The 24,366-nt window shown below is 46.2% G+C and carries 18 protein-coding genes; 4 read left to right on the top strand and 14 right to left on the bottom strand.

Translation table 11 applies throughout. The annotated features are described in order from the left end of the window. Window positions 1-92: 92 nt before the first annotated feature. On the bottom strand, window positions 93-1,382 hold the full coding sequence (gene hisS / locus AC1DOV_RS00995; RefSeq protein WP_441878019.1) for a histidine--tRNA ligase: 1,290 nt from the start codon (window positions 1,380-1,382) through the stop codon (window positions 93-95). 403 nt (window positions 1,383-1,785) lie between these two features. On the opposite strand from hisS, the gene AC1DOV_RS00990 reads away from it, so the two are divergent. Together AC1DOV_RS00990 and AC1DOV_RS00985 are read left to right on the top strand one after the other, a co-directional pair. After that, window positions 1,786-2,487 carry a peptidylprolyl isomerase gene (locus AC1DOV_RS00990; protein WP_441877681.1) on the top strand — a complete coding sequence of 234 codons (702 nt, stop codon included), beginning with the start codon at window positions 1,786-1,788 and terminating at the stop codon, window positions 2,485-2,487. Window positions 2,488-2,634: 147 nt separating this feature from the next. Then, window positions 2,635-4,116 (top strand): arabinan endo-1,5-alpha-L-arabinosidase AbnB, encoded by a 1,482-nt coding sequence (locus AC1DOV_RS00985; RefSeq protein WP_441878017.1) that lies wholly within the window; start codon window positions 2,635-2,637, stop codon window positions 4,114-4,116. Between the two features lie 177 nt (window positions 4,117-4,293). Here AC1DOV_RS00985 and AC1DOV_RS00980 read toward each other — a convergent pair whose 3' ends face one another. Both AC1DOV_RS00980 and AC1DOV_RS00975 read right to left on the bottom strand, forming a co-directional pair. Continuing rightward, window positions 4,294-6,543, bottom strand: a complete 2,250-nt coding sequence (locus AC1DOV_RS00980; protein WP_477548922.1) for an asparaginase domain-containing protein — start codon at window positions 6,541-6,543, stop codon at window positions 4,294-4,296. A 20-nt stretch (window positions 6,544-6,563) separates the two neighbouring features. Beyond that, a complete protein-coding gene (locus tag AC1DOV_RS00975; RefSeq protein ID WP_441877677.1) occupies window positions 6,564-7,913 on the bottom strand; it encodes an asparaginase in 1,350 nt (449 codons plus the stop codon). A gap of 289 nt (window positions 7,914-8,202) precedes the next feature. Here AC1DOV_RS00975 and AC1DOV_RS00970 point away from each other — a divergent pair, with 289 nt between their 5' ends. Together AC1DOV_RS00970 and AC1DOV_RS00965 are read left to right on the top strand one after the other, a co-directional pair. After that, window positions 8,203-8,310, top strand: coding sequence for a carbohydrate-binding protein (locus tag AC1DOV_RS00970; RefSeq protein ID WP_477510765.1), 108 nt, complete (start codon window positions 8,203-8,205; stop codon window positions 8,308-8,310). 197 nt (window positions 8,311-8,507) lie between these two features. Continuing rightward, a complete protein-coding gene (locus AC1DOV_RS00965; RefSeq protein ID WP_076268509.1) occupies window positions 8,508-8,705 on the top strand; it encodes a sporulation protein Cse60 in 198 nt (65 codons plus the stop codon). Between the two features lie 421 nt (window positions 8,706-9,126). Here the strand turns inward: AC1DOV_RS00965 and AC1DOV_RS00960 are convergent, their stop codons facing one another. From AC1DOV_RS00960 to AC1DOV_RS00910, 11 genes are all read right to left on the bottom strand, one after another. Next, the gene (locus AC1DOV_RS00960) at window positions 9,127-10,482 is read right to left on the bottom strand and encodes an LLM class flavin-dependent oxidoreductase (protein ID WP_477527847.1); all 1,356 of its coding nucleotides are present in this window, start codon (window positions 10,480-10,482) and stop codon (window positions 9,127-9,129) included. 35 nt (window positions 10,483-10,517) lie between these two features. After that, the gene (locus tag AC1DOV_RS00955) at window positions 10,518-11,339 is read right to left on the bottom strand and encodes an ABC transporter permease (protein WP_430055801.1); all 822 of its coding nucleotides are present in this window, start codon (window positions 11,337-11,339) and stop codon (window positions 10,518-10,520) included. Then, window positions 11,339-12,139, bottom strand: a complete 801-nt coding sequence (locus tag AC1DOV_RS00950; RefSeq protein WP_477510788.1) for an ABC transporter permease — start codon at window positions 12,137-12,139, stop codon at window positions 11,339-11,341. Before AC1DOV_RS00950 ends, AC1DOV_RS00955 begins: the two co-directional genes overlap by 1 nt. A gap of 79 nt (window positions 12,140-12,218) precedes the next feature. Beyond that, a complete protein-coding gene (locus AC1DOV_RS00945) occupies window positions 12,219-13,244 on the bottom strand; it encodes an aliphatic sulfonate ABC transporter substrate-binding protein (RefSeq protein ID WP_477510763.1) in 1,026 nt (341 codons plus the stop codon). A 47-nt stretch (window positions 13,245-13,291) separates the two neighbouring features. Beyond that, the gene (locus tag AC1DOV_RS00940; protein ID WP_339206328.1) at window positions 13,292-14,068 is read right to left on the bottom strand and encodes an ABC transporter ATP-binding protein; all 777 of its coding nucleotides are present in this window, start codon (window positions 14,066-14,068) and stop codon (window positions 13,292-13,294) included. A 230-nt stretch (window positions 14,069-14,298) separates the two neighbouring features. Beyond that, on the bottom strand, window positions 14,299-14,898 hold the full coding sequence (locus AC1DOV_RS00935; RefSeq protein ID WP_477548921.1) for a TetR/AcrR family transcriptional regulator: 600 nt from the start codon (window positions 14,896-14,898) through the stop codon (window positions 14,299-14,301). Window positions 14,899-15,042: 144 nt separating this feature from the next. After that, on the bottom strand, window positions 15,043-15,864 hold the full coding sequence (locus tag AC1DOV_RS00930; protein WP_477510761.1) for a class I SAM-dependent methyltransferase: 822 nt from the start codon (window positions 15,862-15,864) through the stop codon (window positions 15,043-15,045). Between the two features lie 41 nt (window positions 15,865-15,905). Beyond that, window positions 15,906-17,369 (bottom strand): stalk domain-containing protein, encoded by a 1,464-nt coding sequence (locus AC1DOV_RS00925; RefSeq protein ID WP_477510760.1) that lies wholly within the window; start codon window positions 17,367-17,369, stop codon window positions 15,906-15,908. A gap of 61 nt (window positions 17,370-17,430) precedes the next feature. Beyond that, entirely contained in the window at window positions 17,431-19,902 is a 2,472-nt protein-coding gene (locus tag AC1DOV_RS00920; protein WP_477548920.1) for a FecR family protein, read from the bottom strand. Next, window positions 19,899-21,662 (bottom strand): CHASE2 domain-containing protein, encoded by a 1,764-nt coding sequence (locus tag AC1DOV_RS00915; protein WP_477548919.1) that lies wholly within the window; start codon window positions 21,660-21,662, stop codon window positions 19,899-19,901. The genes AC1DOV_RS00920 and AC1DOV_RS00915 overlap by 4 nt, the downstream gene beginning before the upstream one ends. Window positions 21,663-21,688: 26 nt before the next feature. After that, entirely contained in the window at window positions 21,689-24,304 is a 2,616-nt protein-coding gene (locus AC1DOV_RS00910) for an SLC13 family permease (RefSeq protein WP_477548918.1), read from the bottom strand. Window positions 24,305-24,366 lie beyond the last annotated feature (62 nt).

Below are 24,366 nucleotides of genomic sequence, written 5' to 3'. Positions count from 1 at the left end.
CTAGCTCTCGTAATGTCATGACGGGCAGCCAAGATAAAGAAGACGAGTACAACTTGGCTGCTCCAATATAAAACTTTTTAACTTATCGATCCTCATCCACTTACCTTTTCTAAAATATAAATAGCTTCATCGACGCTCATTTCCCTTTCGACCCGCTTCTCCATATCCTTCAAGCGTACTAAGCCTGCCTTCCATTCCGCCTCTCCCACCAGAAGAGCGTAACGTATACCGCTGTTCGCTACCGAAGCAAGTATATTTTTCAGCTTTCGTCCGCTAGAATCGAGCTTCACTCGAATGCCGCTCGCACGCAAATCCGCTGCGGTTTGCAGCAGTTCTGCCGCCGTTACGCTTACGGGAATGAGCACTACGTTAACCGAAGCCTTCGCTGCAGCTGCGTAACGTTCTTCAAGCAAAGCCATAATTGACTCCATCCCAAACGACAAGCCGACCGCTGCATACTCAGCATCATCCCTGCCTATAAGCTGTCCAATAATGGCATCATACCGACCGCCGCCGCCAAGGCTCGATGCGAAGCCGTTCGAAGCATCAAATATTTCATAAACCGTACCTGTGTAGAAAGATAACCCGCGTGAGAGAAAAGGGTCAAACACACAAACAGACTCTAATCCAAGCTTGCACAAAATATCACGAACCTCGATTACTTCCTGCGCCCCAGCACTATATTGCAGGTCATATTTATCTATCAACGTCTCTAGTGTAGGCTCCTCCAGCTCAATCAACTCTAAAATCGCAGCAATGACCCCGCCAGCCAAACCCTTCTCAGCAAGCTCCGCCTTCACACTGTCTATTCCGATTTTTGCGAGCTTATCCAAAGTCAGCATAACCGACAACGAATCCGCCCCCTCGACGCCAATTGCTGTAAGCATTTCGCCAAGAAACCGCCTATTATTCCATTTTAATTGGATATCCAGCTCCAGGGTGTGAAACACATCGACAGCCAGCTGCATCAATTCCACCTCAGCTTCCGGCCCCTTCACCCCAACAACATCCACATCACATTGCAAAAATTCTCGCAGCCGCCCGCGTTTAACGGGACCGTCACGGAACACCTTCCCCATTTCATATCGCTTGAAAGGCAATTCAATACTCGGATTTAATGCCATCACCTTGGCAAAAGGGATCGTCAAATCATAGCGCAAGCCTAATCGTCGTTTTCGCTGATCTGTAAGCTGGTACATTTCCTTAACAATCTCATCGCCGCCTGCATATTTGGATGTCAAGAAAGCAAGATCAGTCAGCTCGGTAGACACCATCTCATCAAAGTCATATAGCTCAAACTTTTCCCGCAGAGTCTCCTGAATCTTTCTTCTAAGCGCTTGCTCCCTGCCGTAATAATCATAGGTTCCCTTTACATTTTGCATCACGATCATTCCTCTCACTACGTTATTGGAATAAAAAAAACGCGCAGGACCTCTTGGTCCTGCGCGCATCGTATGCTGCAGGGAGGCCAACGCGAGAAGCGCTAGCCCACCCTGAATGTTGATCAGGGGTGCTAACGCTTGGTGAAATGATGAAGCTGATTCAATTGGAATGTGTACATAAGACCCAATCCCTTCGACTGAATTAATGTGATTATAGCGAATCAGCGCTTGTCGCGCAAGACCTTAAGCTTATTAGAGACTTTCAACACAATGATAACTCCAATGGATTCGCATTTAAATCACGCAATATGATATTATACAAGTTGGATATAAAAGGTGAATGCTGCGCGAACCGGATCGTCTCAAGGTCATTTGCATTCGCAAATTTAAGGAGGATATTGAAATGCTGTTTAAGAACAAACGTCTTGGGATCATGCTTCTTCTTGCACTAACTCTGATTATTGTAGCATCAGGCTGCGGCGCAAACGGGAGTAATGAGAAAACAGGATCAGGCAGTGGCAACACAAGCACAACTCCCCCTACTGAAGCACCTGCTGAGGAAGGCCCTGAGCTTCTTGGCTCGGACAAGCATCCTGTTGTAACGATTGAACTTAGCAATGACAAAATCATTAAGCTTGAGCTTTACCCAGAGGTTGCACCTAATACCGTAAACAACTTTATTTCTCTTATTAATAAAGGCTTCTATGATGGCGTTATTTTTCACCGCGTGATTCCAGGGTTTATGATTCAAGGCGGAGATCCAGAAGGTACTGGCACCGGTGGTCCAGGATACAGCATTCCAGGCGAATTTAACAGCAATGGTTTCGAGAACAAGCTGAAGCATACTCGCGGTGTTATCTCCATGGCTCGTACGAATGATCCAGATTCTGGGGGCTCGCAATTTTTCATCATGCATGCTGATGCACCTTCACTCGATAATGAATACGCAGCTTTCGGAAAAGTAACCGAAGGCATCGAAGCGGTCGATGAGGTTGCCAATCAGAAGGTCGGCCCAGGCGATATGCCGGAAACACCGATTTCGATGAAAAAAGTAACTGTAGACACGCTCGGCATGACGTTCGAAGAACCAGTTAAGACGAAATAAGAGAAGGGCTGAGCCCTTCTCTTTTTTTATTACCTAGAATATAATATATTCATTAATCAATTAATGTTTATAGTAATAACCCGATGTTAACCTAGGAGGATTTTCTACTTGAGAAAACAAACCATTATTTTGTTAACGGTATGCATAATGACATTTATGAGCGCTTGCAGTGGAAATAACGCCGGAAATGCAGCTCCACCAGCGGAGAGCAATCAGCCATCCGCAGCTAGCCATACTTCAAACCAACCAAAAACGGAAGCGGTTACAGTGGAGGAGCCTCTATTCACTAACGCCTCCGTTCATGATCCGTCGATTATCAAAGTTCGTGATACCTTCTATATTTTCGGCTCGCATCTCGCTGCGGCGAAGTCGAAGGATCTCATGGCCTGGGAGCAGCTGAACTCCAGTGTCTATGAAGGGAATCCCATCATACCGGATGTACTGACAGAGATGAGCGAGGAGCTAGCTTGGGCCGAGACTGATACGTTCTGGGCAGGCGATGTCATCCAATTGCCGGACGGCAAATTTTATATGTATTACAGCATGTGCAAAGGCGACTCGCCTCGGTCGGTGCTTGGATATGCGGTTGCCGATCAGGTTGAAGGGCCTTATAAAAATAAAGGCACGATTCTCAAATCGGGCATGTGGAATGAGTTGAGCGAGGATGGAACGTTGTATGACGCGGCAGTACATCCAAACGTAGTCGATCCAAATTTGTTTTATGATAAAGACGGCATTCTATGGATGGTTTATGGCTCATACTCCGGCGGTATTTTTATTATGAAAATGAATCCAAAAACAGGTCTGCCCTTTCCCGATCAAGGCTACGGCAAACGACTGCTCGGCAACAATCACAGCCGCATCGAGGCGCCTTATATGATGTACAACAAAGAAACGGACTATTACTATTTATACCTTTCCTATGGCGGACTAGACTCCACAGGCGGATACAACATTCGTGTGGCACGCTCAAAAAATCCCGACGGCCCGTTCCTCGATTCAGAGGGCAAGGAAATGATCGACGCATTTGGCGCCTTCGGAACGCTGTTTGATGATGCTTCTATTGTGCCTTATGGAGTGAAGCTCATGGGAAATTTCCAAATGGACAATGTCGACGGAGAAATTGCTAATATTGGGACGGGTTATACTTCACCTGGCCATAACTCCACTTACAACGAGCCTGACACGGGTAAAATGTTTATTATTTTCCACACTCGTTTTCCATCTCGCGGAGAAAGCCACGAGATAAGAGTCCATCAAATGCTTATGAACACGGAAGGCTGGCCTGTTGTCGCGCCTCATCGTTATGCAGGCGAAACCGCAGAGAAAGTGAAGACCGAGCAAATCATCGGCGAATACAAATACGTGAACCATGGCAAAGACATTACGGCTGATGTAAAACCAGCAACACTGCTTTCTCTCAACAAAGACGGCACAATCTCCGGAAGCACAAGCGGCTCATGGAAAAGCACCGGCGCTGTTACTATCGATCTTACAATTGATGGTTCGCTGTATCACGGCGTCTTACTCCGTCAGTGGAATGAAGGCACACTCAGCTATGTGATGACATTCAGCGCACTATCCAAAGAAGGAGCTGCCGTTTGGGGCAGCCACGTCTCCAAAGAGTAGCTTTTATATTACTTGGCCTAGTCACTAACCTGATTCTTTGGCCTGATCCCCGTTAATCATCATCTCCGTCGGGTGGTGGGTAGAGGCGCATGGTGTATTAGGATATAGCGTAGAAAAAAGGCGGTTCTTAAAGGTTCTAATCAACCTTTAAAAACCACTCTTTTTCTGTTTAAGCCATTATTTGTTTTTAAGCATATTCATAATAACCGTAATCGCGTCTGCCCGCGTTGCTGTAGCTTTTGGCGCAAAGATATTGCCCGTACGGCCCTGAATGATGCCTTTATCGCTAACCGCTTTAACCGCACCCTTCGCCCATGCCGGGATATCCTTGTTATCAGCAAAGCTGGTTGTCGCATTCGGATCTAACGTTAATCCAGCACCGCTTGCAATCATTGATACCATTTCCATACGCAAAATGTTTGCGCCCGGACGGAAGGTTCCATCTGGATAGCCGCTAATAATGTCCGCTTTGACCGCTTGTGCAACAGCTTCCTTTGCCCAAGCCGCAATTTTATCATTATCAGCAAAGGCAAGCGCCGAACCTGCACCATCCGCTTTCAACGCGCCCATCAGCATAACGGAAAATTCCGCACGTGTTACGGTTTTATTCGGTTTAAACGTACCGTCTTCATATCCCTTCACAATTCCGGATGCGACCGCCTCTTTAATAGCGGCCTCTGCCCAGTGCTTTGATATATCTGTAAAAGAAGGCACTTCTTCAACTTTCTTGTCTACAGCGAATACAGCAAACTTAGTAAAATGATCAGATTGTACAGTAATAAAGTTATCCTTTACCGTACCACCCATCTCTACCCATTGCTTCTTCACCTCATCGTAATAGAATACGGACGCCGTCTGACCACTCTTGATCAAAGAGGTATCAAACTTAAAGGTCAGCGTGACTGGAACGAAGAAATTAGCTGATATCGACTTGAGCATTTCAAAAATAGAAGACACTCGCTTGCTCGATGGCTCAACAATGCCGCCCGTTTCAGTCAGTTTCTCAATAGAAAGCAGCATTTGCTCCTTCGTCGCTCCTGCTGGAATAGATACAGTAACGCTATCATCCAAGCCAAGCGTACCTGCGCTGCCCGCACCAATCGAGACCTGTCCTTTATTTGGTACATTGCCACCCGAACCACCTGTACCACCTTCTACTGGAGGAGTTGGAGTTGGAGTTGGAGTTGGAGTTGGAGTTGGAGTCGGTGTAGGTGTTTCAGGCGTTTCAGGCACATCAATCTTAATATCTTGCGTCCCTACCGTTTCAAACCAGTTCTTCACTGTAGCAAAATCATTCGAGAATGCCAGCGAAAGCATAAGCATGATGCGTGCATGCTGCGGGTTTAAATTATCTCCGGCAATAATGCCGTTTCCGCCGCCAGTGATCGTTCCAGAACCCGTTCTAGTCGTCGATACGAATGTAACGCCATGATCCTTAATCGCTGCGGACCGCGCCGCGCTCATCTTCGACGAAATACCAGCCGCCCCAGTGCCGGCTGTTACAATCCCTTTGGCTCCATCAGCTACTAAAGCACGAATGGCACCGCCGCCGGCTTCTTGGTAGCTATAAACGATTTCAACGATAGGCAAATTGTCCTTCGAAATATTTTTCAATGCAAACGGCGTTTTCCAATCCGCTAGTCCAGCTTTGAGCGCCCTAGCATTCAGACGATACATACGTACCGCTGCATCATCAACGTAACCAAGCACGCCGAACATCGGTGTCTCAAACGTATCCGTCCGGTGCGAATTGCTCTTTGTTACTTCGCGTGCCGCATGAATGACATCGTTTAGCATAACGACCGTGCCGAACCACTTTGTTTTGCCGCTCCCCGCCACCTTAATTGCTTGATACAGGTTGGCCGGAGCATCCGTTCCAACGACATCCCAAGGCCGCATTGAACCCGTGACAACTACCGGCTTCTCGCTTTGAACAGTTAGATCGAGAAAATAAGCAATTTCCTCCATCGTGTCCGTACCTGTCGTAACAACTGCACTATCATAAATTTCAAGCGCAGCATCCACCGCAAGGGAGAGATCATACAGGTCCTTCATACTGTAGCCGCTCGAGCCCTTGTTGCCGAATTGATAAGTAGAGACATCCGCTATTTTATTTTTCCCAGGCAGCTGAGCTACCATATCCGCCATTTTATACGTTCCTGCAGCATAGCTTTGGAAATTAGTAGGATCATTATTACTCGCTTTACCAGCAATCGTCCCGCCAGTCGCCACTACAATGACATTTGGCAATGGAGAAGCTTTATGCTCCTCGGATAATGCCGGGATATCAAAGGTAGGCAGCTGAGGTGCTGCAGTCTCGGCACGAACTGAGCCGGCATAGCCAGTCAGTATCGTACTGAGGAGAGCCATAATGAGGAGGGGAATGAAAACTTTCTTTGCTGTAGTTGATTCACTTCTTATGGTCATAACCGTACTCCTCCCCCTAATTATGGCGTCACTGGTGCTGTTTCAGGCGTTGTTTCTGTAACAGCCGGAACTTCTGCTTCCGGTGTAGGAACAACAACGACAGGTTCCGTTACAACAGGCTCTTCGATTGGTTCTTCAACCGTCGTGCTTAGTACCGTATTTTCATCAACTGAAATTTCTACATCCTGTGTGCCAAAAGTCGTGAACCAGTTTCTAATCTTGTTTACATCGTTTGTAAATGCTAGGGACAGCAACAACATCATACGAGCATGCGCCGCATTCAAGTTGTCTCCGCCAATAACACTTCCGCTGCCGCTATCATAGATAGAGCCTGAGCCTGTTCTTGTTGTCGATACAAATACGACACCTTTATCCTTAATGGCCGCGGAACGTGCAGCACTTAGCTTCGACGAAATGCCGCCAGCGCCTGTTCCTGCGGTTACAATTCCCTTCGCTCCGTCTTCCACCAAGCCGCGAATAGCGCCGCCGCCCGCCTCTTGATAGCTGTATACGATTTCTACTATCGGAAGACTATCTTTGGAGATGGTTTTCAAATCGAATGGTGAAGCCCATGCTGGTGTGCCTGCTTTTGCCGCTCTAGCAGGAGCACGGTAAATACGAACAGCCGGGTCATCCACATAACCTAGTGCACCAAACATCGGAGCATCAAAAGTATCGGTACGGTGTGAATTTGACTTCGTAACTTCACGCGCCGCATAAATGACATCATTCAACATGACCACTGTTCCAAACCATTTTGTTTTACCGCTGCCAGCTAGTTTAATAGCTTGATAGAGATTAGCAGGCGCATCCGTTCCAATAACATCCCATGGACGCATAGAGCCTGTAACAACAACCGGTTTTTCACTGCGAACGGTTAGATCGAGGAAATACGCGATTTCTTCCATCGTATCCGTACCCGTCGTTACAACTGCACTATCATAAATCTTAAGAGCTTCGTCTACCGCAAGCGATAGATCATAAAGATCTCTAATACTATAGCCGCTCGAACCCTTGTTACCGAATTGGTAGGTAGAAACATCAGCTATTTTATTTTTCCCAGGCAGCTGAGCAACCATATCTGCCATTTTATAAGTACCAGCCGCATAGCTCTGGAAGTTAGTAGGATCATTATTGCTTGCTTTACCCGCAATCGTTCCTCCTGTTGCAACAACAATAACATTAGGAAGACTTGAAGCTTGATGTTCAGCGGATAGGGCCGGAATATCAAATGTCGGCAATTGCGGCGCTTCCTCCGCGCGTACAAAATCCGTTTTTGTCAGTACCCCTACCATCGCTGCAAGCAATGAAAGTACAAGCAGTGGAATTAAAATCTTTTTCGCTATCTCGCTCTTTACAACTCGTGTCATGTTTAACTCCTCCTATGCGATATAATTCTCTCTTTCTTCTACATCAGTCTATTTCATGTTATATAAGTTAACAAATCATTAAAGTAGACAAAAAAGCGTAACCATCGAGGTATAACTCTACTTTTCACTCATTTGTGCTCATATCCTTACTAAATTGAAGAAAACATATGTTAGTTTTATTTACATGAATTAACGAGATTACTAGATTAATGCTCAGTATAAAAAAGGATTCTATAAATCAGTTTCAGTGTAAAAATTAGTAAGATAGACACTGTTTTTTATTCTCTATTTGTATTTAGGAGGGACATATGTCACTTATAATGGGGACACCTATGTAGCCAAATGGTGGACGATGGGAGAAAGACCTGATCAAGGAGGCGTCTGGAAAAAAAGCTAAACAACCCATGCAGCCGAATAGGGGCAGCTTCGTTATTTTAGCGAAGCTGCCCCTATTTTCTTTGTCTAAAATGGATCATTAAATCTCCCTGTTGACACTTATAGTACGCAATGCTATGGTGGACGTCAGAAGGCATTCTGCTATCGACGCGGGGTGCCTATCTGTATATTTATTTGGTAAGGGAGGACACAACGAATATGATTCAAGTAAAAGAATTTATTGATACGGATTCTGTTTTTGCTGAAAAAAGGGCAAATGAGTTTTTGGCAGAACTGAGCGACGATCAAGTCATTAATATTTGCTACGGCTCCATGATCAAAACAGCCACTTCAGGCAACACTTATCAGCGCAGCACTATACTTGTCGTTTATAAGCAAAGCAAAGAGAAGGAATAAAGAAAGCGGGTGATCCCATCATTAAGCCTCGTCAAGATAATCTAGAACATCATGAGACGCAGGGGAATGAGGACAAGGACATTCGAAACACAAAAAGAGATAAGTGGGAAATATTTTTCCGTATCCTTTCCTCCACGGCAGCATTTGGTTTGGTAGCTATCGCTATCGGCTATGTCACCTATTCATTTTTCATAAAATAGAGGCTGCTGTCTTGGAACCGTTATCACTTATTTTTAAGGTGGAGGTTTGCCATGAAATATTTTACTTATAATCGATGGTGTTTATTAAAGAGCGGAATATTCACAAAACCTTAGTCCCCCCTTCCCTGTAACAACGGCAAAGAAGCAAGCAGCCGTCGCCTAATCATGGCGCCAGCTGCTTGCTTCTTTGCGTTTTTTTCACTATTGCCTCTCAGCTCTTGTTACGCTTGTTCTTGTACCACAGGAAGTTTTTTGCGGAAATGCCCTTCGCTTGGACGTTCAAGTCCAAGATGGTCACGAAGGGTATCTCCCGTGTAATCTTCACGAAACAGTCCGCGCTGCTGCAAAATCGGTACGACATAATGAACAAAATCGTCGAGTCCTCCAGGAAGAACCGGAGCCATGATATTGAAGCCATCGCAGCCATAGTCCTCAAACCACAGCTCGATAAGGTCAGCCAACTGTTCGGGCGTACCAACAAACTGCAAATGTCCCCTCGCTCCTAGCATTCTGCTTCCAAGCTCTCGCATCGACAGCTTATCTTTGCGCGCCATATCCATAATAAGCTGAACACGGCTCTTCATGCCGTTGGATGCTTCAACAGGATCAGGAATGTCCGGCAGTTGATCATCAAGCGAATAGCTGCTTAGATCTACGCCGAGGAATCCTGATAAGAAGCCGACAATATGCGCAGCAGGAATAAGCCCCTGCAGCTCTTGGTAACGCTGCTTCGCTTCCTCTTCCGTCGCACCAAGAATCGGGGAGAGACCTGGCATGATTTTTAGACTGCCGCGTTCCCTCCCATACTCTCCAAGCTTGCTGTTCACACTCTCATAAAAGATTTTTGCCGCTTCCAGCGATTGCTGAGCCGTAAATATAACCTCGCCAATGCTGGCCGCAAAGTCTTGACCTGGACCTGATGAGCCTGCCTGAATTAGCACCGGATAACCTTGAGGAGATCTCGGCACATTCAGCGGTCCTTTCGTGGAGTACCATTCTCCGCTGTAATCAACTGGCCTTACTTTAGACTCATCGGCAAACTGACCCGACACCCGGTCAAGCACAAGCGCGCCATCCTCCCAGCTATCCCATAAGCGGGTTGTGGCATCCACAAATTCACGAGCCATCTTGTAACGCAGGCCGTGCTCGGGATGTTTTGGCTGCCCGTAATTATGAGCTTCCAGATCAAGCTGCGAGGTTACAATATTCCAGCCTGCTCGCCCGCCGCTAATATGATCAAGCGAAGAAAACTTTCGTGCGACATTAAAAGGGGTGTTGTATGTGGTTGAGACGGTTGCAGTCAGCCCAATCTTCTCCGTAACAGCCGATAATGCGGACAATAGCGTAAGAGGCTCCAGCATGCCCGCTACCGCTTGCCCCACATTAGTGGCATACAGCAAATCTGCGAAGAAGAGCATGTCGAACTTGCCGCGCTCCGCGGTTTGCGCAAGCTTCTGATAAAACTTCACATCAAACATTCCTTCAACACCCGACTCCGGATGACGCCAGCCTGCATGATGATGGCCTGTATAATAAATAAATGCTCCGAGATGGAGCTGCTCCTGCCGTTTCCCCATAATCCGTTAACCGCCTCTCCAAACGATTCATTTTGTCATCCTTTATACGTATCTCGCCAGCGAAGCCATTTGGTTTCTAGCAGCCGAATGGCCGAATCCGACAACTTGCCAAATACAGCGAACAAAATAATGCCTACAAAAACAATTTCCGTTTGCGAGTATGCTCTTGCATCCTGAATCATATAACCGATACCTGCACTCGTCCCCATCATTTCTGCAACAACAAGCAGCAGCCATGAAGCGCCAAGCGATAGCCGTACGCCCAATAAAATATTCGGCAAGGCCGCTGGTATAATAAGCTTTGTTACCTGCTGAAGCTTCGTATATTGGAAAATACGCGAAACCTCATACAGCTTCACATCCGTATTTCGAATACCAAGAAAGGTGTTCACATAAACCGGGAAAAAAGCGCCAAGTCCAATAAGCAGCACCTTTGAAAACTCTCCGATCCCGAACCACAAAATAAACAATGGAATAACGGAAAGCAGCGGCACCGTTCTCAGCATTTGCAGCGAAGGATCAAGCGTCCTCTCCATCACTTTGCCAAGACCCGCCGATAAACCGAGCAGCAGCCCGAGCGCTCCGCCAAGTAGAAACCCAAAACCAGCGCGATAAATGCTAATACCGAGATGCTTCCCCATCTCTCCCGATTCACACAATGACACAAAGCTCTTCACAATATTTGACGGGGCCGGCAGCAGTGTTTCAGACAACAAACCAAGCCCGCTGACCGCCTGCCAGACAATCACAATGAAAGCCGGAACAATCCAGCCATGAAGCGGCTTTGGAATAACGCTTAACCAGTCCCGACCAGCTGCCTTTGCGCCCATTTCACGCGAAGCGGTTCGTTCGCTCATTACTTGTTGCCTCCTTTGTAGCTATCCTGCCAATTTAACAGCCTCTTCTCAAGCAGCTTAACAAGCGAATCCGTCAGCTTACCGACTGCAGCAAAAATAATAATGCCTACAAATACAACCGAAGTAATCATGAGATAACGCGCATCATTAATCAGAAAGCCAATCCCTGAGCTCGAACCCATCATTTCCGCTACAACAAGCCCAAGCCATGCCACGCCGATAGAAAGTCGCACGCCGAGAAAGATATTAGGAAGCGATGCCGGAAGAACAAGCTTCGCAATCATTTGCCAGCGGCTAAACTGCAGCACACGAGCAACGTCAAACAGTTTGCCATCTACGGAACGAATACCAAGAAAGGTATTGACGTACAGGGGGAAAAAAGCACCTTTTGCAATCAATAACACTTTAGATGTCTCATCAAAGCCAAACCACAAAATAAACAACGGAGCTACGGCCAAATGGGGCAAAGTACGAAGCATTTGCAAGGAAGGATCAATGAGCCTTTCCGTCTTATAGGAGAACCCTACCCATAATCCCGCAGCTAAACCTAATCCTCCGCCCAGCAAAAATCCAAGCAGCGCACGCCGAGCTGAAATACCGAGATGATAAACCAGCTCACCAGATAAAGTTAAATGAACGAATTCCTCCACAATTAAGCCTGGTGTTGGCAGCAGCGTTGGATTAAGCTTCCCCATCATTCCGGCAATTTGCCAGATAGCTAATAAGCCGACTGGAAGCAGCAAACTGAGCAGCAGATTAACCGTTTGAATAGAGAGACGGCTCCTCGGCCGCCTCTTCATTACTTTGATGGGCTTATGCAATGCGCTTTCTGAGCCAGCTCCAACCATAAGAAACGCCCCATTCCTCTTGTTCAGTGTATTATTTCAACGCTTCTTCAATAAATTGGTTATCAAATACGGTGGACACGTCGATTTTCTTGCGAATGACTTTAATGTCGAACTGGAAGTCTGCCGTCTTTTGCTGCTCTGCAATAATTTCATCCGATACAGGGATATTAATTGTCCTGGAGCGATTGAAGATTGCTTCAATTAATGCCGCAGGCACCTTGCGCTCTGCCGCATAACGCTCGGTTGATTCGGCACGATTATCATTTTCCCAAGCAAGCGCTTTGTTCCATACTTTCAGATACAGGGTAACGAGCTCAGGATAATCATCAGCAAATTGTTTTCTAACAATGTTGAAGGAAGGAGAAAGCACGCCCAGCTGTTCGCCGTCCGCAAGCACCTTCGCTTTATCCTGCAGCGTGTTCAGCGTAATGTTCGGCTCCCATGTCGCCCATGCATCAACCTTCCCCGTCTCAAAAGCAGGCTGCGCTTCATCCGGCTGCAGTTGAATAATTTCCAAATCCGATGCTTTAAGCCCCGCACCTTCAAGGCCGCGGTAAAGGAAGTTAAATGCGTTGCTCCCCTTGGCAACAGCTACCTTCTTGCCTTTTAAGTCAGCAACCGTTTGAAACGGGCTATCTTTAGGCACGATGATCGCGACATTGTTTTTGCCTTCGAGCGCCTGAGAAATGACTGTGAATTTAATGTCCGCAGCTTGTGCTGCAATAATCGGCATATTGCCAAGTCCAGCGAAATCAAGACGGTTAGAAGCAATTGCCTCTGTCATTGGAGGGCCGCTCTGAAATTCCGCGTACTCCACTTTCACGCCAAGCTTGCCAAATTCATCTTCAAACCATTTCTCCTCAATCGCTTTGCCCATTAAGCCGCCGCTGCCCTGATATCCAATCTTTACAGTAACTCCGTCATAGCTCTTTGCTGCTTTGTTGCCCGCGTTGCCAGTTTCTTTCTTGTCTGGATTTCCATTTCCAGAAGCCGCGCAGCCGCTAATAAATACCGCTAATACAATAATTGCTGCCGTAAGAAGGCGTAATCTGTTCATCTTCATTCTCTCCCCGACGATCTTTATTTTTGGTGAAAAATAGTTTATTAAATATCCGCGCCTTGATCGATTTCCGGCCCCTCAACCTTCTCAAACTCACCCAGCACCTTGTGCCGCATCTCTTGAAAAGCATGGCCTGCTCGTTTCCGAGGATACAGCAAATCAATCGGCAATATTTTTCGAATATGACCCGGACGCGGATTCATAATGACGACTCGCTCGCCCAGAAATACCGCCTCATCCAAATCATGTGTCACAAACAACATCGTCGTTTTGTTTTTCTGCCAAATATCAAGCAGCACCTCTTGCATATGCGACCGAGTAAAAGCATCCAATGCGCCAAACGGCTCATCCAGCAGCAATATATCAGGACTGCGAAGCAGCGCTCTTGCAATAGCTACACGCTGCGCCATGCCTCCAGATAACTCACGAGGATAAGACTGTTCGAAGCCCTTCAGCCTTACAAGCTCGATGAGCTCATCTACTCGTTTACGAACCTCCGGCTTACGAAGCGATAAATTTGCGGCTATATTTTTCTCCACCGTCAACCAAGGGAATAGCCTCGGTTCTTGAAAAATAAATCCTTTTTCTATGCTCGGTCCTTCAATCGGTTTTCCATTCAGCAATACCGTTCCTTCATAACCGGTATCGAGCCCTGCTACAATTTTGAGCAATGTGCTTTTGCCGCAGCCGCTCGGTCCAATAATCGTAATAAATTCCCCTTGTTTCACCTGAAGCCCAATGCGATCAAGCGCAATGACATCTCCCGAGGGTGTTGCAAATGTCTTATTAAGTTCATGTACTACGAGCATCTCCGCCGCCATAAGCTGCCCCTCCAATTCAATATTGCATTATTAATACCCGATTACTTGGTATTATGGTAAAATAAAAAGACTTAACGCGTATAATAACTAACGTTAAATCTCCAGTGGTCTGGTCGATTCGCCATATGTCAAACCAATCTACAATTTGAATGTTCATTCGGTTTGTTATGTTGCTTATTTTGCGGCATCATTTCAACTTTGTCAACATTTTTTTCGCATGCCTAAAAAAGCTATTTTTTGATCTCAAATAATCGAATAATCGCCTCAACATTCATCTCCACCTTCACCTCATAATCGGGCGGACGCTGGAGTGTCAGGCCTTGTATAAGGCTTACAAAATAAAAAGCAAGCTGCAAGGGATCTTCATCAATGATGATTCCCCTACGTATGCCGTCATTCATAATATCAGCGACAGGGCCTAGGTTTACTGTAAAACGGTCCGTGATCGCCTTCTTAATGTCTGGCGGAGTAGACTCGGATAACCTTGCCGTATGCATAAGAATCGTAAACGCCCAGTTTGTCTCCAATGAGAGCCAAGAGGTAAGCATTACCCTAAGCTTAGCGATCGGTTCCATATCCATGGCCGCTAAATCGGTTACATACTTCCCATAATTCGTCTGCCCCGAGCGCAGCACCTCGCTGAATATCTCTTCTTTCGAAGCATAGTAGTGATAGACATTACCCACACTAACCTTTGCTTCTTTCGCTATATCTTGAATGCTCGTTAATTGAAAACCATTAATCGCCATAACCTTCAGCGCACAGTCGAGAATATGCTGCATCTTTTTTTCACGCATCATTTTATCTTTTTCTACATTTCTAGGTGACAAGCTAAGTCCTCCTTACAATAAATCACACTTAACCTGCATTATACATGCAAATACGTTTTGCGGTCATTTTAGCAATAAAAAAAGAAGGCAACCTTGTCCTCACGACAAGACTGCCTCCTGCACCATTTAAGCGCTAATAATGCTCTATTTTACACCTATCCGCATACGGTAGCTGAACATGACATCAAGTGTTCTTCCCGCAAAATAACGCTCGACACTGCTGCGATAGCTCTGCAATTGCTCTTCCAGCGCCTTCGAGCCAAGCTTGAAGACCGCTTGAATGCCTCCCTGGCTTATAGCCAGGCCAATATAACGCTCTGCGTCGCAGCGCTCCATGTTATGGAACACGATTTCTTTGGAGAAACGGAAGAGACCACTGTTATGAATTTGAGTTAAATGCTGTTCCTTATTTCGTTTGCTCGCTTGATCCTTCTCTGGGATATGAGCAGCAATAATCTCTTCAGAACGATCCATAAGCTGCTTATATTCTAATTCGACGGCCCAGTGCAGCGTTGGAGGCCAATCGCAATCATAGGCGGCAAACACACCTTCCGGCTTCAGAACGCGGGCGAATTCAGAGAGCGTGCTGACGGGCTCCATCCAATGAAACGACTGCGAGCAGGTTACAATATCAACACAGTCAGCATCTAGAGCAAGCTGGTCAGAATACCCTTTGATGAAGGAAATTGACTGATCCTCGGGGAGCTTAGACAAATGAGCCAGCGCTTTGCTTCTCATATCGTCATTTGGCTCAAAACCTATAATTCGCTCCGCATTCCCGAGCCATATAAAGGAGGACAGCCCCGTTCCGCATCCAACATCCGCCACAACGCTTGGCACTCTCCCCAAATAACTTGTCAAAATATTTACAACTGCGGCAGGAGCTTTCGGACGATGCTGGTCGTAATCGTTTTGAAAGCCTGAGAAACGGTCTACATTATTTTGCGAGCGGTTTTCCAAAGTCATTGTACAGCCTCCATTCCAGCGATAGGGAATTTTGCTACTTATTACTCACTACTCATAATAATAGCATTGTATTCACTATCAAAAGCAAACAAAAATGAAGCGGCATCAGCTAAATATTGTGCATCTACGTATAAAGTGCCTTTTTCAACAATAACCGTATGCTTCGCATTTACTTTTAGTGAAAGCTTCCAGTTGTTTTTGGTAAGCTGCACTTCCTTGGCCGCAGCATTCCACTTTATGTTCGCTCCCCATGCACCAAAGACAGCTCTCACAGGAAGATATGTTTTTTCTCCGCTCTTAAAAGGCTTTTGCACAGCAGTGAATTTCACTTGCTTGTTATCCAGCCATACTTGAATATCTTTGCTCGCCGGCAGCAGCTCCGTACCTGCAATCAGCTCTTCTTTCGTACGAATAGGATTGAGAGCCTTAGGGTTCACCGCCAGCACCTTAACGCTATTGTTTAACGTGTCGGCTACGTACAGTTTTCCGCTCAAATACAGCAAGGAAGACGGTTGATTGAACTGCGCTTGTTCAACCTCTCCAACTTTATCGCCAGGCGCGCCTTGACCTGCAATTGAAATGACTTTTCCATCCGCTTGCAGAGCACGAATTCGGTTATTCAAGCTGTCTGCAACAAACAAAACCCCATCGACAAATGCCAGCCCGCGCGGCCGATTAAACCGTGCTTCAGCGCTTATGCCATTCCCATAGCCGCCTGCCATATAACCGGTAAGCGCATCGACAGCTGTCGGTTTTCCAGCTACCGTCTTGACCTTGCCATCAAAAATATAACGAATAAGATGATTGCCGCTGTCAGCTACATATAAACCGCCCTTATCATCGAATACAAGCCCCATCGGTTCATTGAATAAAGCTTGCACTGCGCTTCCATCCTTGTATCCGCCCGTTTCACCAGCAACTCCAGCAAAGGTAGATGTTACGCCTTCGGGAGTAATGACACGAATGACATGGTTTAGGGAGTCTGCTACATAAACATTGTCTTTGCTGTCTATTGCTAGTCCCGTTGGGGAGTTAAACTGCGCATCGCCAAATTTGCCGTCTTTATTTCCTGGCTTGCCATTGCCCGCAGCCGTGTATACTCGATCGTTTACAATTCTGCGCACAACGTGATTGTCGGTGTCACTTACATAAATGACACCCTTGCTGTTCACTACAGCAGAAGACGGTTGATTGAACGTTGAATTGGCAATCGTCCCATCGAAATAGCCCGCTTCCGTCTTTGTCGTAACAGGAGTAAGCTTCCCATTTTGCCATTTGCTAATCTGATTGCTGCCCGAGCCTACAACAATGATGCTCCCATCAGGGGCAGAAGCCAGCCCCCAAGGTTGGCTTGCTTTCTCGATGACATTGGCAACTTTAGCGACGTTCTCCGTCTCTCTTATTTCTACTGGCTGCTCATTCGCCGCGAATGCTGTTGCATGAAACGAAACTAGCATCGTCGCAAGCGCCGTGCTTGCTGCTAGCCATTTAATATTGCTTTTCATAGCATTGCTCCTTTCGATATTTAATCTATAGTTATTGGCCTTATAATATGGAAGGGTATAATTATCTCGTCAATTTGTTCCTTTTTTTCATAATGGGTATTGTAATATTTCCCTCGCCTCTTGCTAGTTCCATACTGAAATAAGATCCTTTAAGTATGAGTTTTGTATATTCACCATCATTCTCGAGCTCATATGCATCGCTCTCTAGCGGCATACTTTCAAACCAAAAGCAAGATGGCTCTTCCACGCAAAAATTTCCATTAATCATTATCTCTCCCAGTTCATAACCATGTGTGTAGATGAAAAGCTCCTTATCCTTCACTATAGCGGGCCTGTTCTCAAAATCTACGTATCTAGGAAAGGCCGTTACTTTGCTATCTAAAGAGAAATGCTGCTCGTTTTCTTGCAAATCACCTTTAACTGGGTTCTTCCAAGCATTCGGTTTTACATACACATCAATATTTGAGTTGTATGCAATGGGATTTTTAAGCTTTACAATGAGCTGCGTTTGATTATCTTGGTCAACAGCAACACTCTCAATATCCGTTATGTTGAGGAGGGGCAGCTCCGCATTTCTACATGTTCTGCCCTCTGGAAGCTCTACCGCGTCGCATTTATAAATTATCAAACCATCTTTTGGAAAATAATTCCCAAAAGCAAGGCTCGTAGTAAATGGAAGCACTAACGTATACTCATCCTCCATAAATGCCGCTTTGGTTAAAGCCTCCGGAGGATTAGCTACCCGTACCGTAATATCAAGCTCTAGAAAGTTTTCAACCTGACCATTACTGCCGTTTTTTAAAGAAACACTTAAGCGATATGCTCCAGGCTGTAAATTGCCTTCGGCAAAATAATTTCCTTTTAACATAACCATTGCCGTATCAGGACCAGTCATGCTAAATAGTAAGGCACCGCTAAGGTTATATTCAAAAAACGGGTAACACTCCTCCGTTTCTTCAATTGGGCAAACTCTAGTTATTCTGATGTACGGGGAGTTCCCCTCAGAAGGCCATTCAGGCATTCCATAACCAAAAGTTCTAAAGAATATAGTTGTGTAGTAATCGGTTTTCCCTAAAATAAATTCAATTGGCGGGTATTCACTGTTATTTATAAATTGAAACCCTTGTTCCATTTCTCCTCTTGCTGTAACTTGTTCATTCGTCTGCACATCATTGGTTTCCGAATTTTTTAATTTATTTTCATAGACCGTTATACGAATTATTGATCCGTACTGCACAGCTTCTTTTAATTTAACCACCAGCTGATTAGGTTCAGATGGATGTATATCAACCGTCTCAACGATATCTAGACTTTCAAATTCACCAGCGTCATCCTGACGCACCTCAAATTTGACGATATTTGCACTAGAATCATTAAGAGCAAGTGTTGTCGTAAATGGCAAAATAAACGTTTTATCATTTTTCATATACGATTCTAAATGATTATAAAACATCGTTAAATCTAGCGTTGGCGGCACAGGTTCTGGCGTTGGTGTTGGCGTTGGTGTTGGCGTTGGTGTTGGCGTCGGTGACGCCGTTGGCGTTGGTGTTGGTGTTGGTGTTGGCGTCGGTGACGCTGTTGGTGTTGGCGTCGGTGTTGGCGTCGGTGACGCCGTTGGTGTTGGCGTCGGGGACGTCGTTGGCGTTGGCGTCGGTGACGCTGTTGGCGTTGGCGTCAGTGACGCCGTTGGTGTTGGCGTTGGCGTCGCGACTGGATTGCCGCCTCCACCGCTGCTGCCGCCTGTTCCCGAATTGTCCTCATATACAATAGTAGAGTTGGATTGTGAACCTCCACTACCGCTTGCAGCTGCCGCCGCTTCCTCTTGCTTTTTCTTTTCAATTAGTGCTTTAACTTGCTCAATTAATGCCTTATCCGCTTTGGCGTCCTTTTGAAGCAGCAGAAGATAATGCTCCAGGCCGACCAACGGAAGATCGAGATAATTCAGCTTTTCTTTTACTCCTGCCCCATCTTTATTCAGTGGCAGCTGTTCATTCGGATTAACCGTCGTCTCGTCCGTTAGCCCTGAACCATGCTTCGTTTTTACTGCGCCTTCAAATACACCCAAGTAGCTCTCGTTATTCTCATATGTAACGGTAAACTGCGTCCCCATAACGCCCATAATGGCAGTTGGCGTCTCGATCTCAAACCTAGAATCGCCATCAAGCTTCTTCTTAATCGTGACAAGAACCTTTCCCTTTAGCAGGCTCAGGCTCGTTTTGCCGCCCAGTGCCTTTGCGCTTTTGACCAACTCACTCACAACAAGCGTGGTATCCGTGCCAATCGTGACTTCTTTATCGCTGTCCAGGTCCATCGTTATTTTCCCATCACTGCCGGTTAGTATCGTATCACCTTTTGTTATAGCCATTCCTTTAAAAGCATTAAATTTCTTGGACCCGCCGCTCTTTTTCACTTCCGCTTTGCCTGAAATGGTCGTTACTTTTCCCGCCTTTTCCGTATCCTTTGCAAAAACAGATGTCGGCATAATAATGGCCATGACTAGCAAAGTCACAAAAACTAGCTTTAACGTCTTCATTTTAGTCCCTCCAATTCATAGATTGAGATGCCCTGTTCTTTTCCTTTTACCTTGATCTCGCCAAGAGCGTTTGCAATAACACGATCTTTAACAACCTGATAGACCGCATCGCTCATAATTATTTGTCCGGGCTTTGCATTGCTCTCCAGCCTAGCTGTCGTATTAACCGTGTCTCCAATAGCGGTGTAGTCCATCCTGCTCTTCGAACCTATGTTGCCGAAGACGGCTGGCCCCGTATGAATGCCAAGACCAAACTCAACACCAAAGCCAAATCGTTCAATTAACTTGCGCTCCAATGCGGCTGAGCCCTCTTTCATTGCCCACGCCGCTTCCACCGCTCGCATTGGATGGTCTTCAAGAAGCAGCGGCGCATTGAAAATTGCCATGGCTGCATCACCGATAAACTTATCCAGCGTACCTTCAAATTTAAAGATGCAGTTGGCGGCAAGATCCAAGTATTCATTTAATATTTCAACGATTTCCTCCGGCTCCGCCTTCTCTGAGAGAGGCGTAAAGCCGCGAATATCGACAAAAAGCACAGTTAACTCACGGCGCGTTCCGCCCAGCTTTAGGCCCTCTTCACCATTTTTCAAAATCTGGTTAACGACCTCAGGCGCCACGTATCTGCCGAATATATCCGTCACTCTGCGCCGCTCCAGCAATTCCTCTACGTAATGGAACCCAACGACAATGATGCAACTAATAATTAGCAGCGGCACCACGTAGCCGATTGATATAATAATTCCCTGACCGTACAAGTAGCTGCTTCCTACTACAAACGCAACAAGAATAACCGCAACCGCCAAAAACGAGATAAGCATATTCCACTTCCGGAATAAGAAGTAGGCAAGCGAAGCCGCAAGGAGCAAAATCAACGCATTCCATTTCCAATTAAGCTCATGCTTAAGATCATTTTCGAGCAGAGCCTGTATAATGTTCGCGTGTATTTCCACCCCGTACATCATTTTTTTCACCTGCAATGGCGTCAGGTACTCATCCTTAAAGCCCGTGGCATACGGTCCAATAAGCACAATGCGATCCTGAAAATAATCCGCAGGCACATCCCCGTTCAGTACAGCAGCGTAAGGAATCGCTTCATATTGCCCTGGCCGCTCCGTATAGGGAATATGAAACTGTCCAAATGCATCAAGCGGAAGCATATCCGCACTTGCACTTTTGCCGAGGCGCTCCATGTACATTTTATAAATTGTCCAAGAAAAGCTTTCGACCTGCTCGCCTTCATACATAAAACGATACAAAGAGTTGCGTACAACGTGGTCGCGATCCGGTATCGTATTGATATGTCCAACCGCCGCTGCCGCTTCCTTAAGTGCCGGAAACGGCTCAGATATTTCAAGTGCATCAATTGCGCCCTGCTTGGCTGAAGCTTCAAATGTTCCATATACGGGAAAAACGACATTGCCCGCATTTTCCACTGCGCTGATTAGCGCTTCATCCGATGATGGATCGTCTGCCGACGGTGCAGGAAAAGTGACGTCAAACGCAATAACTGCCGGTTTTCCTTCGGAGAGCATATCGACCAATTGAGCATGAACATTTCGATTCCAAGGCCAGCTCCCAAATTCACTCACACTTTCATCATCAATAGCGATAATGGCAATTTGAGTTTCGACAGGGCTTTCCTTTTGCATAAAACGATCTTGGAAAAAATAGTCCATTCGATCAAATGTTCCTCTATACATGAAGAAAATAGCCAGTACAGCAAGTAGGCCCATAATATGTATAAGCTTTATTTTCATACTATCCTCCTTTCCCTTCTTTTCCGTCAAATGAGATGAAGCCACTTCCAATATGGAACACAGAGCACAGCTATAAGCAGAACCGCAAACGCATAACCGAGTGCAAGCTTCCCGGCTTGAAGATGGGTAAACGCTTTCCCCTCCGAGCTGTAATAGGCAGTTAAATAGGTAGGAGACTGATAGGCAAAGAAAAACGGATCTGTTGCAAGCAATATGACAAATACGAGCACCCAAGGGTGAATGCCTACTGTTTCTCCTAAAGGAACAATAGCGGTGATAAGTAAAATAACAGCTGGATCATCTCGAATGACTAGCGTAACGATAAAGGAAACGAGAATGACTGCAACAAGGAATAAGGCAGGCGTGCTGACAAAAACAGACATATACTCTCCAAGAAAGGAGGATAACAGCTCAGCAATTCCTAGCTTCTCGGCAACGCCCGCAAAGCTAAATGCAGCCCCAAGAAACAATAAAAAAGTCCAATCTATCCCTGTCGAAATCGTCTGTTTATCGAGCACGCCGCTAATAACTAAAACCGCAAAACCCATCAACATAATCCATGTACTCTCAATCCCGTGAAGCGGTTGAAGCACCATAAGCCCAATGCAGCATATAATCGTCCAGAGCGATACTCGCTCATCTTTTGTTAGCGGGCCAAGAAGCTTCAGCTGTTCACTCAGCACTTCGCCTGTGACAACTTTGGCAGGCTCGATCTTACGGAACATAAAGAGCAATACGATAATCAACACAGTGCCAAAAATAACAAACCCCGGCAGCGCATACAATAACCATTGCAGCCACGATACCGATTGCTCTGTAGAAGCAAGGCCATAAGCCATAATATTGGTGTATGAGCCTGTCATAACAAAAGGCGCGGTAAAGCCAAAGAAAATCATAGCAATCAGCCCAAGGCCAGCGGCTCCCTTGCTCCTCTCTTCAAAGCCGAGCGATTCGGCGAGCGTCTGTGCCATCGGAACGCCAAGCGATACCTTGGCAGAGGATGAAGGAAGCAGCGGATTAAGCAGGACCCCGCCTGCAATAATGCCCCAAAGCTGTCCGCGGTAATGGGCAGGAAATCTTTTTAAAGCATGGAGTGCAAAGCGGTAAAAAATGCCTGATTTTGTTATTACCGCACTTATTGCCATAATAGAAATCATGAAGAGCCACGAGCTTGACGCAAATCCCGAGAGTGCCGTTTCCGGAGAGGCAACACCCCCCATCACCCACAGCATAATCATGCCAAGCGCCACAATGTAATCCGGCATAATCGGAACAATCCACATAATGACTGCGGCTAGCGCAATTCCGATAAACCGCATGCCCGCCTCAGATAAACCGCCAATAGGATCTAATAGGAAAGAAAATATGATGCAGAGCAGTGCCGCCATGACAGCCCCTGCTTCTGCAGCACGATTCCCCTTCAACAAACGTCCGGCGCCTTTCACAAGCACCTCGCTGCGTTTTCTAGCCAGCTTTTGTTTGGCTAACCCATACGCCCGATCAGCATCCGGCAATTCAACTTTATTGAAGGATAAAGTGCTTGCTAATGCATCCGCCAGCTTCAAGTAATCCAGCGCTTGATTGTTTCTGCCCACACGTCTGCTAAGCTCCGTTCCGCACTCGTACAAAAACAAAAGCTCATGCGATTGAAATTTGTTAGGCTGATTTAAAGAGGCTTCTATAACAGCAAGCCCAATTTCCGGCGCATTTTTCTCACAGTAAGGAAGATAGGTTTGCAGCACCGTGTAATTTCCTGCAAGTATATCTCTAGGGCAGCGGCTAATGGTACGAAAAAGCTCTGCGCGCTGATGATCCGTAACCTCTCCTTCTATGCGAGCATACGTGTCTAGCGCTGCTGGCCAGTTCCCTTTATCCGCTTGGATCATGATGAATGCGACCCAGTTGCCTTGAGAAACATACCACGAGGTCGCTTTTTCCAGCCATCCAGCCATCTCCTCGTACCCATACCGTTCCTTGCTTATATCATTAAGAACTGGCTTGATACCGCTTGCAAGAGTCAACCATTCCGATGTTAATGGATCATCTTGAAAGCACTCCCGAAGGAAGAGATTTTCTGAAAGCTCCCTTTGCATCGTCATGCCATAGGTATGCTCCACAAGCCCTCTGCTAATAAGAGGAACATGTGCGCACCACTGCAGAAAACGAGCCGATAGCTCGCGCAATTGTCCAAGCTCATACGTAATTCGCTCGGATTCCGTTTTCTTAGATGCTTGAAGCTTCGCATTCGTTGCGATCAATCGTTGCGAAAGCAGCTTGATGAAATAGGATGAGAAAATTGCATTCTCAGCAACAAGGCGATCAAACATCCTGCTGTCAATGATATGCAGTACAGCATCCTCCGCAGCTACGGCCTCAGCAGACCGCGCTTCCCCAGTAAGCAGAGCCATTTCACCAAAAACCTCGCCTGGCCCAAGCACGGCAAGCGAACGCCGAACGCTGTCATCCGTTTTTGAGAATAGCTCAATCGTGCCGCTTTCTATGATGAACATTTGATCGCCATGCTCGCCTTGATGGAACAACCTCGTTCCCGCAGGAATCTGTTGTTTATCAAGCATCCCCAGCAGCTTCGCAAGCTCTACATTAGAGAGCCCTTTAAACATATCGATACCTGTGAGCTTCACTAATCTATCTACCTCTTATCAAAGAAATTAGTTCTTTAGTATTATTAATCTATTATATATGA

The sequence above is a fragment of the Paenibacillus sp. 01T47 genome (assembly GCF_056398245.1).
The sequence above is the reverse complement of the archived record's forward strand: the minus strand, read 5'-3'. Positions and strand labels throughout refer to the sequence as shown.